Source organism: Pseudarthrobacter sp. NamB4 (assembly GCF_005796185.1).
Taxonomy (GTDB): Bacteria; Actinomycetota; Actinomycetes; order Actinomycetales; family Micrococcaceae; genus Arthrobacter.
The window spans coordinates 95,343-115,729 of record NZ_VAHM01000011.1 but is presented as its reverse complement, the minus strand read 5'-3'; the positions used below and the strand labels follow the sequence as shown (position 1 = coordinate 115,729).

Sequence of the window (20,387 nt, the reverse complement as noted above, 5' to 3'; positions counted from 1 at the left end):
AGCAGGCAGCCACCGAAATTGACCTCTATTCGTCAGGGGCGGGCAGTGGCGCGATGATCTCCGGGGACGGAACCAGCGCGGGTGGCCCTCAGGAGCATCTCCATCATGAACAACACCAAATTCCGTACTGCCGCGCGCCGCGGAGTCACAGTAGCTGCCATCTCCGCGGCGGGCCTGGCCCTCTCCGCCACGGCAGCGAGCGCAACCACCAGCACCTCCACGTGGGACGCCCTTGCGCAGTGTGAGAGCGGCGGCAACTGGGCAATCAACACCGGCAACGGCTACTCCGGCGGCCTGCAGTTCAGCCCCAGCACCTGGGCTGCCTATGGTGGCACCGGTTCGGCCGCTGATGCCAGCCGCGAGCAGCAGATTGCCGTGGCCGAGCAGGTCCAGGCTGCACAGGGATGGGGCGCGTGGCCGTCCTGTTCCGCACAGTTGGGCCTGAGCGGAGGCGCTACCGGAGCCGCACAGACCGCACCCGTCCAGAGCGTTCCAGTCCAGGCTGCACCGGTCCAGGCTGCACCGGTCCAGGCTGCACCAATCCAGGCCGCCACGCCGGTCACCCAGGCGCCTGCTGCGAAGCACGCCACTGGGGTTGCCTTGAGTGGCGAGACTTACACCCTGCAGGCTGGCGACACCTTGAGCATCGTTGCCGAGAAGCTGGGCATCCAGGGAGGCTGGCAGCACCTTGCTGACGCCAACCTGGACACCATCTCCGATCCGAACCTGGTGTTCGAGGGACAGATCCTCCAGCTTCCCGCCTGGTAACGCGGACACAGATGCCCTTCGGGGCCCACGACAGGTCGGGATAGACAAATTCCGTTGACCACAAACGACGCCGGCACACCCCGAGAAGGGGCGTGCCGGCGTCGTTCTTCAATTACTGCGGCATAGCGGAAGACTGCATGCTGTGCCCGCTGCGGGCAGTGCAGCTAGCTGGCGACGGGGATCTCCCGCACGATCCGAACCCGCCAGGCGGAGTCGTCACTGGTATCCAGCAGGGCGACAGTGCCGTGGGTCAGGTTCAGTGCGACCCGCTTGACGGCGAGCAGCTCCAGGTAAAGGTGCTCGTTCATCCGGGCGGGCGTGTCGATCATGTACTTCACGGCGTCCCGGACCTTGCGGTAGTTGGCACTGCGTTCGCGGTGCATGTGCAGTTCCAGGGCTGAGCGCTGCTTCAGCCGCGGCTCGTGGCGGTTCAACCATGTAACGGAGGCATGCACTGCCACCACCAGGGTGAGCGAAACGCCGTAGATCCACCAGCCGCTGGAGAGCAGGAACAGCGGCAGGTTGCCGATCGCCACGAGCGCGATCACCACGCGGAGGGCCACAATGCGGCGCATCGTCCGGGCGACGGCGGCCATGCCGTCGCGGAACCGGTGCTGCTCCTTGCGGGCGGCGGCGGGATCGATGGTGAACTCATCAAGGACCAGGATGCCCTTTGCTTCCGGACTCAGCATCTGCCCGTAACGGGGCGTGAACGCGGGGGCGGTTCCGGTGGTTTTTTCAGGTGTAGATGTCATGAGAGGGCTTCCAAAACGCGGGGGTGGTTGCGGTGATCTTAGTGGGTCAAGGCCATCGGCGTATGCATGAGTCCACTATGTGAACAACAGCGCCCGTCCGGTGGCGGTCCGGGCAAGTGGTCTGCGGCACTGCAATTGGCACATCCGCCAGGTGCCGTCAGACTGAATGGATGCAAACTTTCCTGCCGTACCCTGATTTCCGGCAAAGCGCCGCCGCCCTGGACACTGCCAGGCTGGGCAAGCAGCGGGTAGAGGCGCTGCAGACGCTGCGCGCCCTGGTGATCCCCGGCTATGGATGGCAGACCCACCCGGCGATACGCATGTGGATGGGCTACGTGCCGGCCCTCACCATGTACGGGCTGGCGATGGTTGATGAATGGACCAAGCGGGGACACCCGGACAACACGCGCGCCAACATCATGGAGTTTGCGCCGCAAGCCGCCCACCCCGATTATGCGGCGAAGATTCCCATGCCGCCCTGGCTGGGAGATCCTGAATTCCACCTGAGCCACCGCTCCAAGCTGCTCCGCAAGGAACCCAAGTTCTATGGTTCTGTTTTCCCGGACGCAGTGCCGGACATGGACTACGTCTGGCCCGAGCCCAGGCACGAGTTCCTCCCGCAGGAACCTGAGGGTGACATTCTGTGGATCCTGCGTTCCCCGCACGGCGACATCGACCCGCAGACACTGGACACCGTGGCACTGCCGCCTGTGAGCAGCAGCACTGCTGCTTCCCTCACCGGCGGCGACGACGACTACTCCCCCGTTTACCTTGAGGACAGCTCACGCCGCCCGTCCAGGCAGCCGCGAAAGGCGCCGCCCAAGCAGCAGGTGAAGAAGCCAACCCGCAAGCGCCTGGCCCAGGAGGAAGCCTTCTCCACACTTCCGGGCAAGACGCCCGTGGCCGTTCCGTTCGAGCATGGAGAGAAGTTTGTGGTGGGACAGGTGGTCGGCCGGCCCATCACGTTGGCGGATGGCAGGTTCGGCCGGAACTTCACTGTCACGGAAATCATCGACCGGTCTGCGTTTGCCTATCCGGCCCTCCTGCAGGACCCGCGGGTATTCTTCCCGGTCGAGGCCCCGTAAACCGCACTGCTCGTGTGATCGCATACAGTATTGCCCACGTGCGAGCGACGCACGCCATAAGCATGGGGGCAAATTATGGGGGCAGGAAAAGGCGCTGCTGAGCAGGCGCGGATGGCGGCAGAACGGGCAGCAAAACTCCGCCGTCAACTGGAGCACGCGGAAAGGGCCGAACGTGCCTGGGCAGCAGGCGCTGCCGGTGAAGCCCGCGTTGCCGCCATCCTTGACTCGCTTCAATCCAAAGGCTGGATGAGCCTGCACGATGTTCACTGGCCCGGCCGGCCGAAAGCTAACCTGGACCACGTCCTGGTGGGGCCGGGCGGAATCATGGTGGTCGACGCCAAAAATTGGTCGGGCAACGTCCACCTCCGCAACGGTGTCCTCCGGCAGAACGGATACTCCCGGGAACGGGAAGCCGCCGGGGTGTTGGAGCAGGCCGCGGCAGTCGCTGCCCTTCTTGAACCACAACACCGCCGCTTGGTCCAGTCATGGCTCTGCATGGTTGGCCAGCCGGACCTGCAGGGGCTTACTGTAGGCGGTGCCCGCGTCCAGGGCATCAACACACTTTCCGAAGCGGTTCAGGCTCTCCCAGCAGTCCTCGACCCAGGAACGGTGGGCACCATCCATCAGTACCTCGCTAACCTTCTCGGGGGGACGTCCAGCCCTCTCCTAACCAGCGCGAAAATAGCGGCGGCGCCACCCGATTTCCTTCATGCTTCAGGCCCTGCCGCATCTTTGGCCCGGTGGCGTACTGCACGCCATCCTGCAGACGATCCACGGACCATCCGTCCTCCGGCTCCACTCCCGGCGAACCGGTCCCGCAAGAAAAAACCCGGATGCTTCGCGGTGCTCTTCCGGCTGGCACTGATCATTTTTGCCATGGGCATCTTTCTAAATGTCCTCTCCGGGCTCAAACCAGACGCGCCGGTGGTACCGATTCCGACACCGCCGGTGGTGACCACGGCGCCCGGCCCCTGAGCTCGTTACGGTGAGAACGTCTGGGTGAGAACCTGCGGTTACGGCCAAAGCCAGCGGGAATGGCAGACTGGCAGCCATGACCATCCTCTTGGCCGGGTGCGGCGATCTCGGGACCGAAGCCGGGCTGCGGTTCAACGCGCTGGGCCACCGCGTGGTGGGCTGGCGCCGGTCACCTGCGAAACTGCCGGCAGCCATCGAAGGCGTGGCGGCGGACCTGAGCTCACCTAACCTGCCGCCGGTGCCCGCCGACACCACCGCCGTCGTCATAGCCGTAGCTGCCGATTCGCCGTCGGAGGAGGCCTACCGCTCGGCTTATGTGAACGGCCTGACCCATGTTCTCGATGCGTTGGCGCACGACGGCGTCGTGCCCCAGCGGGTGCTCTTCATCTCTTCCACGGCTGTGTACGGGGATGCAGGGGGCGGTTGGGTGGACGAACACACCCCGCCAGCCCCCGGCGGATTTTCCGGGCGGATCCTGGTGGAGGCCGAACAACTCCTTCAGGCCCGGTTCAGTGGAACGGCCACCACGGCGGCATCCCTGCGGCTGGGCGGCATTTACGGGCCCGGCAGGACCCGACTGATAGACCAGGTACGCGGAGGCAGCGCCATCGTCCCTGAAGACCTCCGGTACACCAACCGCATTCACCGTGACGACGCAGCCGCCGCCATTGTCCATCTGGCCGGCATGCCGTCAACACCGGCTCCGACCTACATTGGCGTGGACAACGACCCCGCCGATTTCGGCACGGTGCTGCGTTTCCTTGCTGCTGAGATGGGCCTCCCCGAGCCCCCAGTGGGGGATGCCGGTCCAGCCCGGGGCGGCAACAAGCGCTGCCGAAACCAGCTTCTGCTCGGCACCGGATTCGAGTTCGCGTTCCCCTCTTTTCGGGAGGGGTACCGGGACATCCTGGCCGGAAACGGAGTACGGCATCCCTAGGAGTCGGTATTCCGGCGTCAGCGTTTAGGCTGGCCGTGTGGACCTCCACTCCCCCGGGGAAGGCATAGATCATGGATTTTCGCCACATCATTGAAACGGTCGGAGAATTTGTGGACTTTGCGGGGGTCGCCGTCATGGTCATCGGCGCCCTCATCTCCATTCCCCTGGCCCTTCGCGGATACCAGCCACGCAAGCCTCCCGCCGGCGCGGAAAAGCTGACCCTCTACCGCTCCTACCGGCAGTTGCTCGGCAGGTCGATACTCCTGGGTCTTGAATTGCTGGTCGCCGCCGACATCATCCGCACCGTGGCCGTCACGCCGACGTTCGAAAGCGTCGGCGTTCTGGCCATCATCGTGCTTATCCGGACGTTCCTCAGCTTTTCCCTCGAGCTTGAAATCACCGGGCGCTGGCCGTGGCAGAAGGAAACTCCCCAGTCCCCGCCTGCCAGGGCGGCAGCCGAGTAAATGGGTTCACGAGCGGTGCCCGAATGTCAGACCCCCTGGCAGACGGCATGTATGAAAGTCATTGGAGATCAGCTCGGCAGGTTTGGCGCCTCAGCCACTTTGCTGGCGCGGGCTCGGAATGCTACCCTGCAATTAGGCTGCACACGTGAAGGCCTTACACGGAGATAAGCGCCCGCAGGCGGCAGCCATCTGGCCCCGTCCGCCTGAACTGCCGGCGCCCGCCTTGTTCGACCAACGCTGGACCGACGCCATCTTCCTGCACTGGCGCATCGCGGAAAGCGTAGCGGCGCGTTTCATGCCGCGCGGAGTGCAGCCGGACGTCTTCGACGGCAGTTCGTGGGTGGGGCTCATCGGTTTCCGCATGAAGAATGCCGGAATTGGGCGCGGCCCAGGTATCCCTTACCTAGGAAGCTTCAATGAGGTCAACGTGCGCCTCTACTCACGCGAACCCGACGCCACCAGGGGCGTGGTCTTCCTAAGCCTAGACGCGGACCGGCTGCCCGTCGTCCTGGCCGCCAGGGCAGCGGAAGTTCCATACGTGTGGTCGCGAATCGACTATTCCCAGCCCAGGCCGGACTCGGCAGAGGATCAAGCCATTGGCTACTCGGTCAGGCGTTTCAGGCGAGGAGCAAGGAGCAGCTTCGCCGTCACACCCCAGTTGGATGTCACCGTCAATGACCCACTATCGGTCTTCCTCACGGCACGGTTTGGAATGCACGGGACACTCAGGGGACGGAGCATCTACATTCCAAACACCCATCAACCGTGGCCGCTGCGGTCCGCCAAGCTCCACCATCTGGAGGATGAACTGGTGGCGTCCGCCGGGATCAGCGCCAGCGGGCCGCCTGAATCGGTGCTGTACTCGCCCGGAGTGCGGACCCAGTTCGGACGGCCAAGACTGGTCAGCAGCCTCGGCCATCCGCTGGTGACTTAGGCGTCCTGCCAGCCACGCCCTTCACTAAACCTAGCCACCAGGGTTCCCACTCCTGCTTGCAGCGAATTGGATGGGTCAAAGTAGAGGGAACCTTCCGATGCGCGGCTGTGCGTGATCAATTGCTCCGCTTCAAGCTTTGCTTCCGGCACCGTGGCGCCGATGATTCCGGTTCGCGCCGGAAGTTCGGGTGTGTGGACGATCTCCGCGTCAGTCTCGGACAGCGGAATGGTGGTGCCGGAGTTGATCTCATCATGGGGAAACTCAAACTCGGCATCGTCGGCCGCAGCGGGAATCGTGTACTCCAGGAAATAAGTCATGAGCCCACCCTTCCAGAAACCCATGAAAGCGGAAAGTTGGCGCGGAAGGCCGGTCGGCGCCACGGGCTGCGAAAAAAACGTATTCCCACGTCAACGGGCCGCTCCTATACTTGCGGGATGATGATGTCGCTCTGGTTTGGCGTCATAGCATCCAGTGCACTGGTCCTGGGTGCCATCATCGGCGTCCGGTTCGAACTTCCCAAGCGCCTTCTGGCCATGCTGCTGGCCTTTGCGGCCGGTTCCCTCATCACAGCCCTGGCTTTTGAACTTTTTGAGGACGCCTACGAACACGGCGGTATCATCCGGGCGGCGGTCGGCCTGATGGCCGGAGCAGTAGTTTTCACCGTACTTAGCGCCTTTTTGGACCGGTGGGCGCAGGCAGGCGAGCAAAAGCAGGCTAAAGCGGCGGATGACTTCCAAGGCAGCGCAAAGCTCGATACCGACGCAGCGGCCAGCGACAAACGCGCCACCACGGCATCCACCCGCGGAGCCGCCGGGCTGGCCTTGCTGGCCGCCGTCACCCTTGACGGCGTGCCTGAAAACCTTGCCCTGGGTATCTCGTTGGGCGAAGGAACAGGAGGTCTGGCACTGCTCGCTGCGATCTTCGTCTCGAACTTCCCGGAAGCCCTGGTGGGCTCGGCTTCGATGCGGAGCCAAGGACGTTCAACTGGCAGCATTGTCGGGCTGTGGCTCGGATGCGCAGCCCTGCTGGTCATCGCCGTCGTCATCGGCGCAGGGCCGCTGTCCGGCACCGATCCGGAAGCCATCTCTGTACCGCTCGCATTCGCAGCCGGTGCCGTCATTGCATCCCTGGCGGACACCCTGATGCCGGAAGCCTATGAGCACGGCGGCCCCGCCGTGGCACTCAGCACCGCGGGAGGATTCGTCCTGGCGTTCGTGCTCTCGCTCACCTGAGCCCTCGCCGGAGACTACTTACCCAAGCCGGCTTTCCGCAGCGCCTCCGCCATGGCCGTGTTCACTGGAGCCGGTTTGGGCCCAGGGCCCCGGTCCGCCGGACGGCCACCCGAATTCCTGCCTCCCGCTCCCTTCGCCTCCTGGCGTCCGGACGGTTCCTGGGTCCTGCCCCGCTCCCGGTCGCCGTTCTGCGCGCGGCCACCAGGCCTGCCTTTGCCGGCACCGGGTCCCGCATTCCCCGGGGAAGGCCGGGCGGAGGACCTGGCGGAGGGCCCCACGGAGGCATCGTCGTCGAGCCGAAGCGTCAGCGAAATCCGCTTCCGGTCCGGGTCCGCCTCCAGCACCTTGACGCGCACCACCTGGCCTGGCTTCACCACTTCCCGGGGATCGGAAATGAACCGGTTAGCCATGGCCGAGACGTGGACCAGGCCATCCTGGTGCACGCCCACGTCCACAAACGCGCCGAAGGCGGCAACGTTGGTCACCGTACCCTCCAGCACCAGCCCGGGTTTAAGGTCCGAGATCTTCTCGATTCCCTCAGAGAAGGTTGCCGCTGCAAAGGCGGGACGGGGGTCCCGGCCCGGTTTGTCGAGTTCCGCCAGGATGTCCGTGACGGTGGGCAGGCCGAACGTCTCGTCCACGAAGTCGCGCGGATCCAAGGAGGAAGCGGGCGCCGAACCGGCAGCAACCAGGATCTTCCGGGCCACGGCGTAGGATTCGGGGTGGACACTCGACGCATCCAATGGCTCAGCTCCCCCGGTAATCCGTAGGAAGCCGGCGCACTGCTCAAAGGCCTTGGCGCCCAGCCGGGGCACCTTTTTCAGGTCCGCCCGCCTGGCAAAGGGGCCATGCTCGTTTCGGTAAGCCACAATGTTTTCACTCAGCAAGGGTCCGACGCCGGCCACCCGGCTGAGCAGCGCGGGCGAGGCAGTGTTCACGTCCACGCCTACCGCGTTCACGCAGTCCTCCACCACAGCGTCCAGGCTGCGGTCCAGTTTGGAGGCCGTGACGTCATGCTGGTATTGGCCCACGCCGATGGACTTCGGATCGATCTTCACCAGCTCGGCGAGCGGGTCCTGCAGCCGCCGGGCAATGGACACTGCTCCGCGCAGGGAAACGTCCATCCCGGGCAGCTCCGCGGCAGCCAGGGCGGAAGCGGAGTACACGGACGCCCCGGCTTCGGAAACGACCAGCTTCTGCGGCTTGCGGTCCACCTCCGGCAGCCGCTTGATCAGCTCAACGGCGAGCTTGTCCGTCTCCCGTGAAGCGGTTCCGTTTCCTATGGCGACGAGTTCGACGGCGTGCTTCCGTGCCAGGCGCTCCAGCGTCGCCAGCGCCTCGTCCCATTTCCGGGCGGGCGCGTGCGGGTAGACAGTATCGGTGGCCACCACCTTGCCGGTGCCGTCCACCACTGCCACTTTCACGCCGGTACGGAGTCCAGGGTCAAGGCCGAGTGTGGCACGGTTTCCGGCCGGGGCGGCGAGCAGCACATCGCGCAGGTTGGCTGCAAAGACGCGGACGGCCTCGTCCTCGGCCGCCGCAAACATCCTGCCGCGCAGGTCGGCGGCCAGCCTGGTCAGCACGCGGGACCGCCAAGCCAGCCGAACCGTCTCCATCAACCATGCATCGGCGGGACGTCCGCGATCGGTGACCCCGAGACACTTGGCCACCGCCGACTCATAGCGTGAACGGGCGGCGGCCAGGGCGGCGTCGTCCGTGGGATCTGCTTCAGCCAGATCGAGCTCGAGGACGCCGTCCTTCTCCCCGCGCAGCAGGGCGAGGACACGGTGGGAAGGCATCCCTGCCGGCGCCTGGGCGAACTCAAAGTAGTCGGCGAACTTCTGCCCTTCGGCTTCCTTCCCCTTCTTCACGCGTGACACCATGCGGCCCTGCGTCCACAGACGCTCGCGCAGGGTTGTTGCCAGATCGGGGTCCTGGGCAGCGCGCTCAACCAGGATGGCCCGCGCGCCCGCGAGCGCCGCGGCGGGATCAGCGATGGCGTGCCCGGAGTTGAGGTACTTCGCGGCTTCACGTTCCGGATGCAGCTCCGGACGCTTGAGCAAGGCATCAGCCAATGATTCAAGCCCGGCTTCACGCGCGATCTGGGCCTTCGTGCGGCGCTTGGACTTGAAGGGCAGGTAGATGTCCTCCAGCCGAGACTTGGTGTCCGCGGCGAGTACAGCCTTTTTCAGCTCGGGAGTCAGCCGGCCCTGCGCCTCGATTGCGTCGAGGACGGCACGACGGCGGTCGGCCAACTCCCGGAGGTAGCGAAGGCGTTCGTCGAGCTCACGGAGTTGCCCATCGTCCAGCGTCCCGGTGGCTTCCTTGCGGTAGCGGGCGATAAAAGGAACGGTGGATCCGCCGTCGAGCAGTTCAACGGCTGCCTTCACCTGCCAGGTCTTGACGTCCAGCTCCGCAGCGATCTGCGTGTAGATGGCATCGTCCGGGTGCACGGAAACGGGTGAAGCGGAAGGGGCGTGCGGCAGTTGGTTCACCAGAACATCTTGCCCTACAGCGTTGCCCGGCTCCACCGTCGGCAAGGGTATTCCGCTCCGGCCGGCAAAGTGCTGTAGTTGAGATGCCGTCACAGGCGCCCAGGGCTCGAGGAAGAGGCAACCATGCAGGAATTGCTTATCGTCTTTCAGGAGGGGTTCGAGGAAGCCAACATCACCGTGACGGTCAACGGCAAGCAGGCCCGGCGGGACGTCGGGGTGTCCACCAATCCGATTCTTGGCATTGCCAACGAAGTATCCGTGGAGCTGCCGGCAAAGGGCGCGCAGGTGGGCGTGGAGGTGACTAACCGTGGCCTGAAGGCAATCACCAAGGTGAGCGGCAAACCAAAGAGCGTGCTGGTATCGATCGTGGACGGCAAGCTGGTGATGACGGAAGGAACCGGGCGCGAGGCGCTGCTTTAGCGGTTTGGCCGGCAGAAAAAGTGGCGCCGCAAGGCCTAGTAAAAGTCAATTCGCTGGAGTAGCATCTGATCACCGCCGGCTTCTCCGAGAACCCGGCGGGCCAATTTCGAGAACGTGAGCTGAAGGTCGTCGGATGGCCTTCGGCACCTGCTGCCGGGACAGCACACCGCGCAGCAAACGACGGCGGCACCCAAGCAGGTGCCGCCGTCGTCGCTTTTATTTGCGCTGCCTTAGTTCTGGTAAGCGGGGTAGTCCGTGTAGCCCGTGGCGCCTTCGGCGTAGAACGTGGACGCGTCCGGCTCGTTCAGGGGAAGGCTTTCCTTCCAGCGCCGGGCGAGGTCCGGGTTGGCGATGGCAGGACGGCCCACTACGACGGCGTCGGCAAGCCCATCGGCCACGAGGTTCACAGCTTCTTCCCGGGTGGTGACCACGCCGAAGCCCGTGTTGACCAGGAAGGTCCCGCCGAAGCGCGCGCGAAGGTCCTGGACCAGATCGCCGGAGGGTTCGTGGTGCAGGATGCTCAGGTACGCCAAGTTGAGCGGGGCGATGCTGTCCACCAGTACTTCGTAGGTGGCGCGGACGTCAGCGGCATCGGTTTCAGCGATGCCCTGGACATTGTGCTCGGGAGAGATGCGGATGCCTACGCGGTTGGCGCCCACTGCTGCCACCACTGCGTTGACCGTCTCGATGACAAACCGGGCGCGGTTCTCCGGGGAGCCGCCGTAGCTGTCGGTGCGGACGTTGGAGTTCGGTGCAAGGAACTCATGCAACAGGTACCCATTGGCCGCATGGAGTTCGACGCCGTCGAAGCCGGCTTCGATCGCGTTCAGCGACGCGTTGACGATCTCCTGCATGACCATGGGCAACTCGTCCGTGGTGAGGGCGTGCGGGACCGGGTAGGGCAGCTTGCCTGACGGAGTACGGACCACGCCGTCGATGGCGACCGCGCTGGGAGCCACCAGTTCAAGGCCGCCGGTGATTTCAGGGTGCGATACCCGGCCGCCGTGCATGATCTGCGCGAACATCCGCCCGCCTTCGGCGTGAACAGCGTCGGTAACCTTCTTCCAGGCGGCCACCTGCTCCGGGGTGACGATGCCGGGCTGGCCGGGGTAGGAGCGGCCGGCAGGGCTGGGGTAGGTTCCTTCGCTGACGATGAGGCCCAGGGATGCGCGCTGGCGGTAATGCTCGACGACGAGGGGTCCCGGGACGCCTTCCTCACCTGCGCGGAGCCTCGTCAAAGGTGCCATCACCAGACGGTTGGGAAGCTCAAGTTCGCCGAGGGTGAGAGGGGAAAACAGCATGCGCGGTTCCTTTCGAAGGCTGATGACGTACTGCCTTGGGCAACCGAACGAGATCGGCAACTATTCCTATTGCGATAGGGATCACAGCCGCTTCAGGGCGGGCGCTGTCGCCGTTGCCCGATCTATCGTGGGGCGCTCGGGCAGCCCTGGCCTTGGGGGTTGGCGTTGCAGTCGTCGGCATAGTTGCGGGTGAGCGATCGCCAGACGCTGATGGTCTGCGGAGCCGCGCTGAACTGTCCCTGCCCGGGGATCGGCAGCGGCGGTCCGGCATTGACCGAGTACGTTCCCTGGAACGTGGTAGTCAGCACCACCTGGTAGTCGCCGGTGGCTCCGTAGGCGTGGCTGGTTCTGGTTTCCTCGCCCCAGCGGTCCTGCGGAAGCGGGCCACCCATGGATGGCTGCGGACCGAAAACCGTGCCGTCGCCATAGTTCCAGGTGTACTGAACGGGTGTGGCGACGATGTGCACCTGTTGGCCGAACATGGTGACGTCGAACTGCTGCTCGCCCGCCTCGGCGTAGAAGTTGGTCTCGGCGCCCCTCAGGGTGTGCGGGCTCGGCTGCGCTACAACCGTTCCGGCATTGACCGGCAAACTTTGGAACTGGCGCTGGATCTCCGCCGCGATTCGGGGCAGCAGGTCCTCAGGCTTGGCATCATAAAGGCAGGTGGGGCCGGAGTGGTGAGCCCAGACAGCACCGGGGACACCCCTAGGGCGCGAGAGCCAGGTAACGGGTATGCCATCTTCACCATCGGGCCCGTCCTTGCACTCGAGCTGCCTGGCGAGACATGGCGTATCGAAGTCTCCCCCGCCCAGGTGGCACTGGAGCTCGTATTTGTACTCGTTTGGGTCGGTGCTGACGGTGCCGGATTTAGCACGAGTAAATCCGCCAGTGTCCGGGTCAGAAACCCAGTTGTCAGCCCCCACCTCAACTCCGGTGTCTACAAAACCCCCACCGATCCGTGGCTTCTGTTTTGATTCATCTTCGGCAACGGCAGTCAAGAGCGAGGTGGTCAGAAGCACCACACAGCAGGCGAAGATTACCAGGACCTTGCCTATGTAACCCATGGCTACCGGATCAACCCTAGGTCGTGGACCACCCATCCTGCATCGGCAAACTGCAGCATCGCGACGCTTCCGGTATTTGTTGCAGCTGTCTTATCTTGATATGGGCTTCCGTCTTGGTTGTGAATTACCAGTTCCTTCTGCAGTACTTGAAGAACCACTTGAGTGGAGCCATCAGTGGAAGAGTTTGCAGTTGCAGCCGGAATCTCTATTTGGCCGCCAGAGATCCACTTGCCTTCAGCCCAAGCAGCTTTGATGTCGCTAACGAGACCTTGGCAAAAAGCGCACTCAGATTTGGAAAGGTTGGATAGTACTGCGGTATCGCCCGTCTCATATGCATGGCCAAGAACTGAGAACCAATACCTTGTAAAGGCTTCTGCCCCCTCCTTCGTCTCCGTCTTTGCCACTTCTGGCAGCACGGGGACCGGGACGTTTTGGGCGGGTCCGGAGGCGTCCGCCGGCTTGTAAACGGCGCTGGGAGTGGGCGTCAATGAAGGACTGCTCGGGGACGGGCTGGGTGATTCAGCAGCCGCCGAGGATGCTGTGCCTGGATTTGCCGGTGCACCGCCTGCACACCCTGCGAGCGTCAGTCCCACAAGAACCAGCAGTGCCACGGCGCGGTAATGCCGGCCAGAAAAACGCGCACGAGAAAAAGTAAAGACCTTGTGCAATGTCATGGGCCGCTATTCCCCCAGTAGTAGTTTCAAGACGGCAAGCTCCGGACAGTGACTTAAGGGTAGCCCACGTCACAATTTGGTGATCAAACTTATCCACAGCCGTCCGCTGCGGCTGTACCCACCGGGGAAACTCCAGGAAAAAGTCATAAGGAAAGCCAGCGCTCCAATTGCGCCGGCTTCCCTTATAACCCGCTCACGCCGATAGGCATGAGTTTCACTTCTGCGGCGGCAGCACCAGCTCCCCCGTCTTATCCGTCGACAAGGCGAGCGACGAGACATACTGCGGGCCGCCGTCGGGCGCGTCCTTTGCCGAACGGAGCATGTCCGGACGCTCGAACTCAATCCCCGTCACATGGCACAGGAGTTTGGCGTCGCTGGGATTCCCGTCGACGTCAAACATTGGAAGGTCGATGCCATCGTCCGTCCGCCGCAGGTAGTACCGGCCCCGGGTCAGCACCGCGAGCAGCGGCGGAAGGACCAACGCCAGGCCCACGGCGAAGATCGGCGAGTACGGCTGGATGGCAGCCCCAAAGGCACCGAAGAAGGCCGCGATGGAAATCCCAGCGGAAGCGAGCATCGAGACAAAGCCCACAGGGTTCACGGCGTAGAGCATGCCGCGGCGGAACTCGGGCACCTTGGGGGAAATCTTGAGCAGGTACTTGTTGATGGCGATGTCGGACGCCACCGTCACCACCCAGGCCATGGCGCAGTTGGCGTAGAAGCCCAGGATGGTGTTGAGGAAGTCGAACATGTTGGCTTCCATCAGGACCAAAGCGATGGCCAGGTTGACCACCACGAACACCATGCGTCCCGGATAGGTCTTGGTGATGCGCGTAAACGAGTTGGTCCACGCGAGCGAGCCGGAGTAGGCGTTGGTGACGTTGATCTTGATCTGTGAAATGACCACCAGCACCACCGCCAGCGTCATGGCCAGCCACGCCGGCATCATCTCGCGGTAGACGCCCAGGAACTGGTGCACCGGCTCGTTAGCAGTGGCAGAAGCCGCGGGATCCAGCGTCGCAATCAGGTAGATGGCAATGAACAGACCCACGATCTGCTTGATCGCACCGAAGATCACCCACCCCGGTCCCGCCAGGATCACGGCCCGCCACCACGCACCCTTGTTGGCCTCGGTTCGCGGCGGCATGAACCGCAGATAGTCGATCTGTTCCGCAATCTGCGCCATCAGGGACAGGCACACGCCGGCAGCGAGCATCACGGACGCAAGGTTGGGCCCGCCGTCGCCCGATTCTCCGGTGTACGCGAAAAAGGTGCTGATGCTCTCGGGGTGCGAAACCAGCAGGTAGCCCACCGGGACCACCATCAGCAGCAGCCACAGCGGTGTGGTCCACACCTGCAGTTTTGCGAGGGTGTTCATCCCGTAGATCACCAGCGGAATGATGATCACGGTGGAGGCGGCGTACCCGAGCCACTGCGGAATCCCCAGGCCGACCTCCAGCCCCTGGGCCATGATGGAGCCCTCCAGGGCGAAGAAGATGAACGTGAACGTCGCAAAGATGACGTTCGTGACCACCGAGCCGTAGTAGCCGAAGCCGGAACCACGGGTGATCAGGTCAAGGTCGATGTTGTACCGGGCCGCGTAGTAGGCCAACGGGAAGCCGGTGGCGAAGATGATGACTGCTGCCACCAGGATGCCGAAGATGGCGTTGACGGTGCCGTAGGAGATGCCGATGTTGGCGCCGATGGAAAAATCCGCCAGGTAGGCGATGCCGCCCAGCGCGCTGGTGGCCACCACGCCGGCGCTCCACTTCCGGTAGGAGCGCGGCGCAAAGCGGAGCGTGTAATCCTCTAGGCTTTCCTTGGTGGCGCTGAGCGCTGCGGCGTTGCCTGCCGCGGTGGTCGCCGGAGTGCTTCCGACGACGGCGGCGCCTGGCGGTGACGCTGGCTCCAGCAGTTGCGTTGTCTCTTTGTCGTTGCTCATAGGATGCGTCGCTTTCGTCTCTCTAAGGGATCTGCTGTGACGCTATCCAGCAAGATCGACGCCTTGATCACGACGATGTTTCGCCCGCGTTAAGCCTTGACTGCACCTATAAACAAATGCGGCATCAGCCCATTGTTGCCCTCCCACAAAAAAGACATTCATCCGCGGAATTACGGTCAAAAGGAAATATCAGACGAGCAAAGGACCGCTATGGCAGGACAGCAGGAGATTCAGCAGTACCCCATCCTTGAGACAGCCCGGCGCCAGGTGCTGGAGCAGGGGGTAGGTCTCTCAGAAGCTGAGCTCGTGGAGGTCCTCCGCCTGCCCGACCACGCCGTTCCTGCCGCATTGGACCTTGCGCACCAGGTCCGCCTTGAGCATTGCGGTGAGGAGGTTGAGGTGGAGGGCATCATCTCCATCAAGACCGGCGGGTGCCCGGAAGATTGCCACTTCTGCAGCCAGTCCGGCCTGTTCGACAGCCCGGTCCGAGGCGTCTGGCTGGACATCCCGGAACTGGTCAAGGCTGCCAGGGAAACGGCAGTCACCGGGGCCACTGAATTCTGCATCGTGGCGGCGGTCCGCGGGCCGGACATCAAGCTCATGAACCAAATCAAGTTCGCCATCGACCGCATTAACGAAGAGGTGGACATCAACATCGCCTGCTCCCTGGGCATGCTCACCCAGCAGCAGGTGGACCAACTGGCCAGCTGGGGAGTTCACCGGTACAACCACAACCTGGAAACGGCCCGCAGCTTCTTCCCGCAGGTGGTCACCACCCATACGTACGAGGAGCGGCTGGAAACGTGCGCCATGGTGAAGGAGGCGGGCATGGAGCTGTGCTGCGGTGCGCTGATGGGCATGGGCGAATCGCTCGAGCAGCGGGCTGAGCTTGCCGCACAGCTCGCTGCCCTGGAACCGCATGAAGTGCCGCTGAACTTCCTCAATCCGAGGCCCGGCACGCCCTTGGAGAACCAGCAGCTGATGGACGGGAAAGACGCCCTGCGGGCTATTGCCGCGTTCCGGCTGGCCATGCCCCGCACGGTGTTGCGGTATGCCGGCGGACGCGAACTTACCCTTGGCGATCTTGGGACCCGCGAGGGACTCCTGGGCGGCATCAATGCCGTCATCGTCGGCAACTACCTCACCACCCTGGGCCGTCCCGCGGCCGCGGACCTCAACCTCCTGGTGGACCTCAAGATGCCCATCAAAGAGCTCCAGAAGACCCTGTGAGCCAGCCCCCAGCGGATGCAACGCCCGCTTCCTACTGCAGCCTCTGCGGCGATCCCCAGGACGGCGAGCCACAGGAAAATGAGCCGCAGCATGGCGACCCGCGCGCAGGCGATCAGCATGCAAGGGACTTGTTGGACGGCGGGAGCGCCCCGCCGTCGACCCTTCAGCAGGCATCCTGCACGTCTGGGACAGACGATGCCCACCGGGCGTGCAGGGCGCGATTGCAGCTGGAACCGCCCCGGTATTGCCGGCAGTGCGGACGCCGTCTCAAGGTTCAGGTGACGCCGCACTCCTGGCGGGCCAGCTGCTCACGTCATGGCGTTGCGACCTCCTGAAGATGCAAGCTTGAGCCATCCACTGGCGGATTTCGGAAGAGGCCTGGTCCGTGGCGCTCCGGGGGACCGCCCGCGTGCTCAGCAACTCGGCGGAGTTGGAGGCAGTGGAGGAGCTGGGGCTCAAGACCTGGGTGCCCACCCTGAAGGACTTCTACGTGGAGACCACTCCGACGTCCCTGAGCGGCCGGCACTTCCAGTTTGCCGAACAGCCGGAACGGGACATCCAGCACCCTCCTAGACTGGAGCCATGGCGGACAAGCTCACTCCGGAGCAGCGCAGCTGGAACATGTCCCGCATCCGGGGCAAGAACACCAAACCCGAGTTGCTGGTGCGGCGGCTGCTCCACGCCAAGGGCTACCGGTACCGCTTGCACGGCAGGTCCGGCGGTACCCGGCTCCCTGGAACTCCGGACCTGGTCTTCGCCGCCCGCCGCAAGGTCATCTTCGTCAACGGCTGCTTCTGGCACTTCCACGACTGCCGTGTTGGCCAGCATGCGCCTCAGGCCAACGCCGACTTTTGGGCGGCTAAACGGACCCGGACCCGCGAACGCGACGCCAGCCAGCGCCGCCTGCTCGAGGACGCCGGCTGGGACGTGCTGACCGTTTGGGAATGTGAGCTCAAGGACCACTCTGCTCTTGAAGATGAGCTGGTGCAGTTCCTGGAGGCCGGCCGCTGCGGCTCGCGGCCCCGCCGTGACGTGCGGTGAAACCCGCAGTCTCATCAAGAAAGCCACAATCTTCCCCGCCGGGTCTCTTTGAGCAAGGGCATCACCCCTAACCTGATGTGAACCCGATGCCCCACATAAAAGTCCCCGTCCAGCAATGGACAGCCAGCGCCGAGAGGACCGAGATTGAGCCCCGCAGAGCATGCCCCCCGGCCCCTGGTTGACCAGTCAGTCCTCAACAGGCTGCGGGAAGAACTGGAGGAGGACGAGGGGTATTGCCGGCTCTTCGTGGGGAACTTCATCGAATATCTGCCGCACCGGATTGGGCGCCTGCGCCTGGCGCTGACCACCGGAGACCTGGAGGGTGCAGTAGACGCTGTCCTGAGCCTGAAAACCTCCAGCCAGATGGTGGGCGCCGAACGCCTGGCCAACCTCGCAATGGACCTGGAGGGCGAGATCCGTTCAGAGTCCGGGCGGGCAAACGTGGCCGTTCTCCTGCCGCAACTTGCTGCCGCGTTCCTCCGGCCGATCAACCAGTGCAGCCGGCAAACCATGCACCGCCTGCAGTCTCAGTGCTCGCCCGGCGCCAAACGGTAGCCCACGCCGCGGACTGTCTGGAGCCAGCGCGGCTTCTGAGGCGAGTCGCCCAGCTTCTTGCGCAGGTTTCCCATGTGCACCTCGACGGACCGTTCGTCGGCCTCGCTGATGTAGCTCCCGACGTCGTAGTCCTCGTCCCTCAGCCGACGCACCAGATCCGATTTGGTCCGGACGGTGCGCCCCGCCTCCAGGAGGGCGTGGAGGAGCTCGAACTCGGTGCGGGTAAGGTTCATTTCCTTGCCGTCAACAACCACGGTCCGGGAGGAGTAGCTCAACTCAAGGCCGTTGTGGCTGAAGTTTCCCCGCTCGGGAGAGCCGGCTCCCTCAGCCTGGGCGTCTGCAGCCGGCGGCGCCTCGCTGGGATCACTGACGGAACGCGGACGGCGCATCATCGCCGCGATCCGGGCCCGGAGTTCCCGGGGCCGGAAGGGTTTGGTGAGGTAGTCGTCCGCCCCCGATTCCAGCCCGATCAGTGTGTCCAGTTCCTCGGTGCGGGCAGTGAGCATCACGATGTAGGCGTCGGAGAATTCGCGGATCTGCCGGGAGACCTCAAAGCCGTCGATGTCCGGCAGGCCAAGGTCCAGGGTGATGACATCAGGGTTGATGTTCTTGGCCGCCAGGACGCCTTCCGCGCCGCTGCTGGCAACGCTGACATCGAAACCGGCCTGGGACAGCACCGTGCGTACCAGTTCCCGGATGTCGTGGTCATCCTCAATGACAAGTCCCACTCGTGCATCACTCATAGCGCCCCTCCAGCAGCCAACGTCAGAAGTATAGCTGGCTGCCGATATCCTGCTGGTATGGCCCGCACACCCTGCTCCCACATGACTCCGCGCCATGACTGACCCCATAGCATGGTCCGCGGGCCGGCTGAGGTTTTTCCGGCGCCCCTTCCACGAGTACACGCTGACGCAACGCGTGGCGCTGAGCCAGATGCCGCTGTTCGTGACCACACTCCTGACGGCCTTCCTCGTCTGGGCGTTTTTCCGCGAAACCATGGACAACCCGCTGTTCGTCACCTTCCTCGTCTCACAGCTCGCCCTGATGGCCCTCTGCTACCTGGTGCCGTGGGAGAAGCTGCCGTATACGAGCTTCCTGGTGATCCCGCTGCTGGACTTCGTCTCGATTGCCCTCGGCAGGGAAGGCGGGCAGGACAGCCTGACGGGTATCAGCCTGCTGGCCGTGTTCCCGGTGATCTGGTTTTGCGCTTCCGGCTATTACCCGCGGATAGCACTCTGGCTGTCTTTCCTGGCACCGCTTGCCATCATCTGGGTCCCGCTGCTGGTCAAGGGCGATGTGACCGGGCAGGACCTTGCGCGGTCCCTGCTCCTGCCGGTCATGATGCTCGGCATCGGGGTTTCCGTCAGCGTCCTGACCCTGAGCATGACAAAACAGCAGCGCGAGCTCGAAGAAAAAGACGCCCAGCTGCAGGCCAATCTTCGGACGAGCCAGCGCCAGGAGGCGCTGCTGAACACGGTTCTCGATACCGTCCACCTCGGCGTCCTTGCCGTTGACGCCGACGGCCATGACGTCCTCATGAACAGGAAGCAGCGGATCAACCACGAGCTGGCGCGGCCCAATGACATCGCGGATCCGAACGAATCCCAGCTGCTGGTGTTCGGCCCGGACCGTAAGACGCTGGTTCCGGTTGAAGAACGTCCCGTCCGCCGTGCCGTACTGGGGGAAACTTTCACTGACGATCTGGTGTGGCTGGGCTCGGGAAGCGAGCAGCGGGCGTTCGTGACCACGGCACGGGCCATGAAGGACGACGACGGGGCGTTTGCGGGTTCGGTGATCGCCTTCAGCGACGTGACGGAGCTGGTCAATGCCCTAGCGGCCAAGGACGAATTCGTCTCCAGTGTGTCGCACGAATTCCGGACACCGCTGACCTCCATCCTGGGCTACGTGGAAATCCTGCTCGCGGATGAGCCGGAGGAGTCGGACCGGGCAATGCTGGAGATCATCCGCCGCAACTCGGAGCGCCTCCTGACACTGGTCTCGGATCTGCTCTCCAGCCGGAACGGCCAGCTGATCGTGACGCCCGAAGCAGTGGACGTGGCAGAGCTTGTCCGTTCCAGCGTTTCGTCGGCCGTACCCCGGGCAGCAGCGTCGGGGGTCGATCTGGAGGCCGAGACGCCGGAGCGCCTTGAGGCTCATGTGGACGGAGCCCGCATTTCCCAGGTCCTGGACAACCTCGTCTCCAACGCCATCAAGTACTCGCCCGGAGGCGGGAGGGTCATGGTCTCGTTGGAACAGGACGACGGCCACATCGAATGCCGCGTGGCCGACACCGGCATGGGGATGAGCCCCGAAGACTCCTCCGAGGTCTTCGCCAAGTTCTTCCGCTCCAGCAGCGTCCGGCGGACCGCCATTCCCGGCGTGGGGCTGGGCCTGCCGATCAGCAAGGCCATCATTGAAGCCCACGGCGGGACGATAGCGGTGGACAGCCGCCTGGGCGAAGGAACCACCTTCACGTTCCGCGTGCCGGTCTAGTCCCCACCCCCCTGGCGGCGTG

The 20,387-nt window shown here is 64.1% G+C and carries 20 protein-coding genes and 1 pseudogene; 13 read left to right on the top strand and 8 right to left on the bottom strand.

The window, feature by feature from the left end:
* Positions 1 to 105: 105 nt before the first annotated feature.
* A complete protein-coding gene (locus tag FDW81_RS12080) occupies positions 106 to 768 on the top strand; it encodes a transglycosylase family protein (RefSeq protein ID WP_138134427.1) in 663 nt (220 codons plus the stop codon).
* Positions 769 to 932: 164 nt separating this feature from the next.
* On the opposite strand, the gene FDW81_RS12075 is transcribed toward FDW81_RS12080, so the two are convergent.
* Entirely contained in the window at positions 933 to 1,523 is a 591-nt protein-coding gene (locus FDW81_RS12075) for a hypothetical protein (protein WP_138134426.1), read from the bottom strand.
* 170 nt (positions 1,524 to 1,693) lie between these two features.
* On the opposite strand from FDW81_RS12075, the gene FDW81_RS12070 reads away from it, so the two are divergent.
* The 5 genes from FDW81_RS12070 to FDW81_RS12050 all read left to right on the top strand — a co-directional run bounded on the left by FDW81_RS12070 (position 1,694) and on the right by FDW81_RS12050 (position 5,918).
* Positions 1,694 to 2,608, top strand: a complete 915-nt coding sequence (locus FDW81_RS12070; RefSeq protein WP_138134425.1) for an MSMEG_6728 family protein — start codon at positions 1,694 to 1,696, stop codon at positions 2,606 to 2,608.
* A 75-nt stretch (positions 2,609 to 2,683) separates the two neighbouring features.
* The gene (locus FDW81_RS12065; protein WP_138134424.1) at positions 2,684 to 3,583 is read left to right on the top strand and encodes a nuclease-related domain-containing protein; all 900 of its coding nucleotides are present in this window, start codon (positions 2,684 to 2,686) and stop codon (positions 3,581 to 3,583) included.
* A 76-nt stretch (positions 3,584 to 3,659) separates the two neighbouring features.
* The gene (locus tag FDW81_RS12060; protein WP_138134423.1) at positions 3,660 to 4,520 is read left to right on the top strand and encodes an SDR family oxidoreductase; all 861 of its coding nucleotides are present in this window, start codon (positions 3,660 to 3,662) and stop codon (positions 4,518 to 4,520) included.
* 71 nt (positions 4,521 to 4,591) lie between these two features.
* Positions 4,592 to 4,984 (top strand): DUF1622 domain-containing protein, encoded by a 393-nt coding sequence (locus tag FDW81_RS12055; RefSeq protein WP_138134422.1) that lies wholly within the window; start codon positions 4,592 to 4,594, stop codon positions 4,982 to 4,984.
* 145 nt (positions 4,985 to 5,129) lie between these two features.
* Positions 5,130 to 5,918: a YqjF family protein gene (locus FDW81_RS12050; protein ID WP_240720231.1), complete on the top strand. Its 789-nt coding sequence runs from the start codon at positions 5,130 to 5,132 to the stop codon at positions 5,916 to 5,918.
* Here FDW81_RS12050 and FDW81_RS12045 read toward each other — a convergent pair.
* Positions 5,915 to 6,235 carry a hypothetical protein gene (locus tag FDW81_RS12045; protein WP_138134421.1) on the bottom strand — a complete coding sequence of 107 codons (321 nt, stop codon included), beginning with the start codon at positions 6,233 to 6,235 and terminating at the stop codon, positions 5,915 to 5,917. The two genes, FDW81_RS12050 and FDW81_RS12045, sit on opposite strands and share 4 nt — an antisense overlap.
* Positions 6,236 to 6,352: 117 nt before the next feature.
* Between FDW81_RS12045 and FDW81_RS12040 the strand changes: the two genes are divergently transcribed.
* Entirely contained in the window at positions 6,353 to 7,150 is a 798-nt protein-coding gene (locus FDW81_RS12040; protein ID WP_138134420.1) for a ZIP family metal transporter, read from the top strand.
* A gap of 14 nt (positions 7,151 to 7,164) precedes the next feature.
* On the opposite strand, the gene FDW81_RS12035 is transcribed toward FDW81_RS12040, so the two are convergent.
* Positions 7,165 to 9,645, bottom strand: coding sequence for a Tex family protein (locus FDW81_RS12035; protein WP_138134419.1), 2,481 nt, complete (start codon positions 9,643 to 9,645; stop codon positions 7,165 to 7,167).
* A gap of 123 nt (positions 9,646 to 9,768) precedes the next feature.
* Between FDW81_RS12035 and FDW81_RS12030 the strand changes: the two genes are divergently transcribed.
* Positions 9,769 to 10,065 carry a hypothetical protein gene (locus FDW81_RS12030; protein ID WP_138134418.1) on the top strand — a complete coding sequence of 99 codons (297 nt, stop codon included), beginning with the start codon at positions 9,769 to 9,771 and terminating at the stop codon, positions 10,063 to 10,065.
* A gap of 230 nt (positions 10,066 to 10,295) precedes the next feature.
* Here the strand turns inward: FDW81_RS12030 and FDW81_RS12025 are convergent, their stop codons facing one another.
* From FDW81_RS12025 to FDW81_RS12010, 4 genes are all read right to left on the bottom strand, one after another.
* Positions 10,296 to 11,366 (bottom strand): alkene reductase, encoded by a 1,071-nt coding sequence (locus FDW81_RS12025; protein ID WP_138134417.1) that lies wholly within the window; start codon positions 11,364 to 11,366, stop codon positions 10,296 to 10,298.
* A gap of 122 nt (positions 11,367 to 11,488) precedes the next feature.
* Positions 11,489 to 12,430 carry a PKD domain-containing protein gene (locus FDW81_RS12020; RefSeq protein ID WP_240720229.1) on the bottom strand — a complete coding sequence of 314 codons (942 nt, stop codon included), beginning with the start codon at positions 12,428 to 12,430 and terminating at the stop codon, positions 11,489 to 11,491.
* A gap of 2 nt (positions 12,431 to 12,432) precedes the next feature.
* Positions 12,433 to 13,104 (bottom strand): DUF6318 family protein, encoded by a 672-nt coding sequence (locus tag FDW81_RS12015; protein ID WP_138134416.1) that lies wholly within the window; start codon positions 13,102 to 13,104, stop codon positions 12,433 to 12,435.
* A gap of 214 nt (positions 13,105 to 13,318) precedes the next feature.
* Positions 13,319 to 15,046: a cytosine permease gene (locus FDW81_RS12010; RefSeq protein WP_138134415.1), complete on the bottom strand. Its 1,728-nt coding sequence runs from the start codon at positions 15,044 to 15,046 to the stop codon at positions 13,319 to 13,321.
* A gap of 210 nt (positions 15,047 to 15,256) precedes the next feature.
* Between FDW81_RS12010 and bioB the strand changes: the two genes are divergently transcribed.
* The 4 genes and pseudogenes from bioB to FDW81_RS11985 all read left to right on the top strand — a co-directional run bounded on the left by bioB (position 15,257) and on the right by FDW81_RS11985 (position 17,872).
* Positions 15,257 to 16,276 carry a biotin synthase BioB gene (bioB, locus tag FDW81_RS12005; RefSeq protein ID WP_138134414.1) on the top strand — a complete coding sequence of 340 codons (1,020 nt, stop codon included), beginning with the start codon at positions 15,257 to 15,259 and terminating at the stop codon, positions 16,274 to 16,276.
* Positions 16,277 to 16,640: 364 nt separating this feature from the next.
* Positions 16,641 to 16,835 (top strand): annotated as a pseudogene (locus FDW81_RS18480) (pyridoxamine 5'-phosphate oxidase family protein); the annotation flags it as partial.
* 23 nt (positions 16,836 to 16,858) lie between these two features.
* Complete coding sequence (locus FDW81_RS11990) at positions 16,859 to 17,317, top strand: very short patch repair endonuclease (protein WP_138134413.1); 459 nt, start codon at positions 16,859 to 16,861, stop codon at positions 17,315 to 17,317.
* A gap of 144 nt (positions 17,318 to 17,461) precedes the next feature.
* Complete coding sequence (locus FDW81_RS11985; protein ID WP_138134412.1) at positions 17,462 to 17,872, top strand: Hpt domain-containing protein; 411 nt, start codon at positions 17,462 to 17,464, stop codon at positions 17,870 to 17,872.
* On the opposite strand, the gene FDW81_RS11980 is transcribed toward FDW81_RS11985, so the two are convergent.
* Complete coding sequence (locus FDW81_RS11980; protein WP_171027195.1) at positions 17,845 to 18,615, bottom strand: response regulator transcription factor; 771 nt, start codon at positions 18,613 to 18,615, stop codon at positions 17,845 to 17,847. The genes FDW81_RS11985 and FDW81_RS11980 overlap by 28 nt on opposite strands.
* A gap of 94 nt (positions 18,616 to 18,709) precedes the next feature.
* Between FDW81_RS11980 and FDW81_RS11975 the strand changes: the two genes are divergently transcribed.
* Positions 18,710 to 20,365, top strand: coding sequence for a cell wall metabolism sensor histidine kinase WalK (locus FDW81_RS11975; RefSeq protein ID WP_138134411.1), 1,656 nt, complete (start codon positions 18,710 to 18,712; stop codon positions 20,363 to 20,365).
* Positions 20,366 to 20,387 lie beyond the last annotated feature (22 nt).